This window comes from Neobacillus drentensis, from assembly GCF_036965645.1.
Taxonomy (GTDB): domain Bacteria; phylum Bacillota; class Bacilli; order Bacillales; family Cytobacillaceae; genus Neobacillus; species Neobacillus drentensis_D.
Map to the genome: position 1 here is coordinate 1 of NZ_JBALPZ010000037.1, position 2,952 is coordinate 2,952.

Annotated in this window: 1 rRNA gene; it reads right to left on the reverse strand. The window is 52.5% G+C overall.

The features are described 5' to 3' along the window. Positions 1 to 2,935: ribosomal RNA gene (locus V7266_RS07305) — 23S ribosomal RNA — on the reverse strand. Positions 2,936 to 2,952 lie beyond the last annotated feature (17 nt).

The window sequence follows — 2,952 nt, forward strand, 5'->3', positions numbered from 1 at the left end:
TGGTTAAGTCCTCGATCGATTAGTATCAGTCAGCTCCACATGTCACCACGCTTCCACCTCTGACCTATCAACCTGATCATCTTTCAGGGATCTTACTAGCTTGACGCTATGGGAAATCTCATCTTGAGGGGGGCTTCATGCTTAGATGCTTTCAGCACTTATCCCGTCCGCACATAGCTACCCAGCGATGCCTTTGGCAAGACAACTGGTACACCAGCGGTGCGTCCATCCCGGTCCTCTCGTACTAAGGACAGCTCCTCTCAAATTTCCTGCGCCCACGACGGATAGGGACCGAACTGTCTCACGACGTTCTGAACCCAGCTCGCGTACCGCTTTAATGGGCGAACAGCCCAACCCTTGGGACCGACTACAGCCCCAGGATGCGATGAGCCGACATCGAGGTGCCAAACCTCCCCGTCGATGTGGACTCTTGGGGGAGATAAGCCTGTTATCCCCGGGGTAGCTTTTATCCGTTGAGCGATGGCCCTTCCATGCGGAACCACCGGATCACTAAGCCCGACTTTCGTCCCTGCTCGACTTGTAGGTCTCGCAGTCAAGCTCCCTTGTGCCTTTACACTCTACGAATGATTTCCAACCATTCTGAGGGAACCTTTGGGCGCCTCCGTTACTCTTTAGGAGGCGACCGCCCCAGTCAAACTGCCCACCTGACACTGTCTCCCACCCCGATAAGGGGTGCGGGTTAGAATTTCAATACAGCCAGGGTAGTATCCCACCGACGCCTCCACCGAAGCTGGCGCTCCGGCTTCTCAGGCTCCTACCTATCCTGTACAAGCTGTACCAAAATTCAATATCAGGCTACAGTAAAGCTCCACGGGGTCTTTCCGTCCTGTCGCGGGTAACCTGCATCTTCACAGGTACTATAATTTCACCGAGTCTCTCGTTGAGACAGTGCCCAGATCGTTACGCCTTTCGTGCGGGTCGGAACTTACCCGACAAGGAATTTCGCTACCTTAGGACCGTTATAGTTACGGCCGCCGTTTACTGGGGCTTCGATTCAGAGCTTCGCGTGAGCTAACCCCTCCTCTTAACCTTCCAGCACCGGGCAGGCGTCAGCCCCTATACTTCGCCTTGCGGCTTCGCAGAGACCTGTGTTTTTGCTAAACAGTCGCCTGGGCCTATTCACTGCGGCTTTTCGAGGCTATTCACCTCAAAAAGCACCCCTTCTCCCGAAGTTACGGGGTCATTTTGCCGAGTTCCTTAACGAGAGTTCTCTCGCTCACCTTAGGATTCTCTCCTCGCCTACCTGTGTCGGTTTGCGGTACGGGCACCTTTTATCTCGCTAGAGGCTTTTCTTGGCAGTGTGGAATCAGGAACTTCGGTACTATATTTCCCTCGCTGTCACAGCTCAGCCTTTACGAGAAGCGGATTTTCCTGCTTCTCAGCCTAACTGCTTAGACGCACATAACCAGCAGTGCGCTTACCCTATCCTCCTGCGTCCCCCCATCACTCAAACGATAAAGAGGTGGTACAGGAATATCAACCTGTTGTCCATCGCCTACGCCTTTCGGCCTCGGCTTAGGTCCCGACTAACCCTGAGCGGACGAGCCTTCCTCAGGAAACCTTAGGCATTCGGTGGATGAGATTCTCACTCATCTTTCGCTACTCATACCGGCATTCTCACTTCTAAGCGCTCCACCAGTCCTTACGGTCTAGCTTCAACGCCCTTAGAACGCTCTCCTACCACTGACATCGAAGATGTCAATCCACAGCTTCGGTGATACGTTTAGCCCCGGTACATTTTCGGCGCAGAGTCACTCGACCAGTGAGCTATTACGCACTCTTTAAATGGTGGCTGCTTCTAAGCCAACATCCTGGTTGTCTAAGCAACTCCACATCCTTTTCCACTTAACGTATACTTTGGGACCTTAGCTGGTGGTCTGGGCTGTTTCCCTTTTGACTACGGATCTTATCACTCGCAGTCTGACTCCCACGGATAAGTCTTTGGCATTCGGAGTTTGTCTGAATTCGGTAACCCGATGAGGGCCCCTAGTCCAAACAGTGCTCTACCTCCAAGACTCTAACTACGTGAGGCTAGCCCTAAAGCTATTTCGGAGAGAACCAGCTATCTCCAAGTTCGATTGGAATTTCTCCGCTACCCACACCTCATCCCCGCACTTTTCAACGTGCGTGGGTTCGGGCCTCCATCCAGTGTTACCTGGACTTCACCCTGGACATGGGTAGATCACCTGGTTTCGGGTCTACGACCACATACTAAATTCGCCCTATTCAGACTCGCTTTCGCTGCGGCTCCGTCTCTTCAACTTAACCTTGCATGGGATCGTAACTCGCCGGTTCATTCTACAAAAGGCACGCTATCACCCATTAACGGGCTCTAACTACTTGTAGGCACACGGTTTCAGGAACTATTTCACTCCCCTTCCGGGGTGCTTTTCACCTTTCCCTCACGGTACTGGTTCACTATCGGTCACTAGGGAGTATTTAGCCTTGGGAGATGGTCCTCCCTGCTTCCGACCGGATTTCACGTGTCCGGCCGTACTCAGGATCCACTCAGGAGGGAACGAAGTTTCAACTACAGGGCTTTTACCTTCTATGACGGACCTTTCCAGGTCGCTTCATCTACCCCGTTCCTTTGTAACTCCATGTTGAGTGTCCTACAACCCCAAGAGGCAAGCCTCTTGGTTTGGGCTAATCCCGTTTCGCTCGCCGCTACTTAGGGAATCGCGTTTGCTTTCTCTTCCTCCGGGTACTTAGATGTTTCAGTTCCCCGGGTCTGCCATCAGTACCCTATGTATTCAGGTAAAGATACTGCTCCATTACGAGCAGTGGGTTCCCCCATTCGGAAATCTCCGGATCAAAGCTTACTTACAGCTCCCCGAAGCATATCGGTGTTAGTCCCGTCCTTCATCGGCTCCTAGTGCCAAGGCATTCACCGTGCGCCCTTTCTAACTTAACCTAAAAGGTTTTACTCTA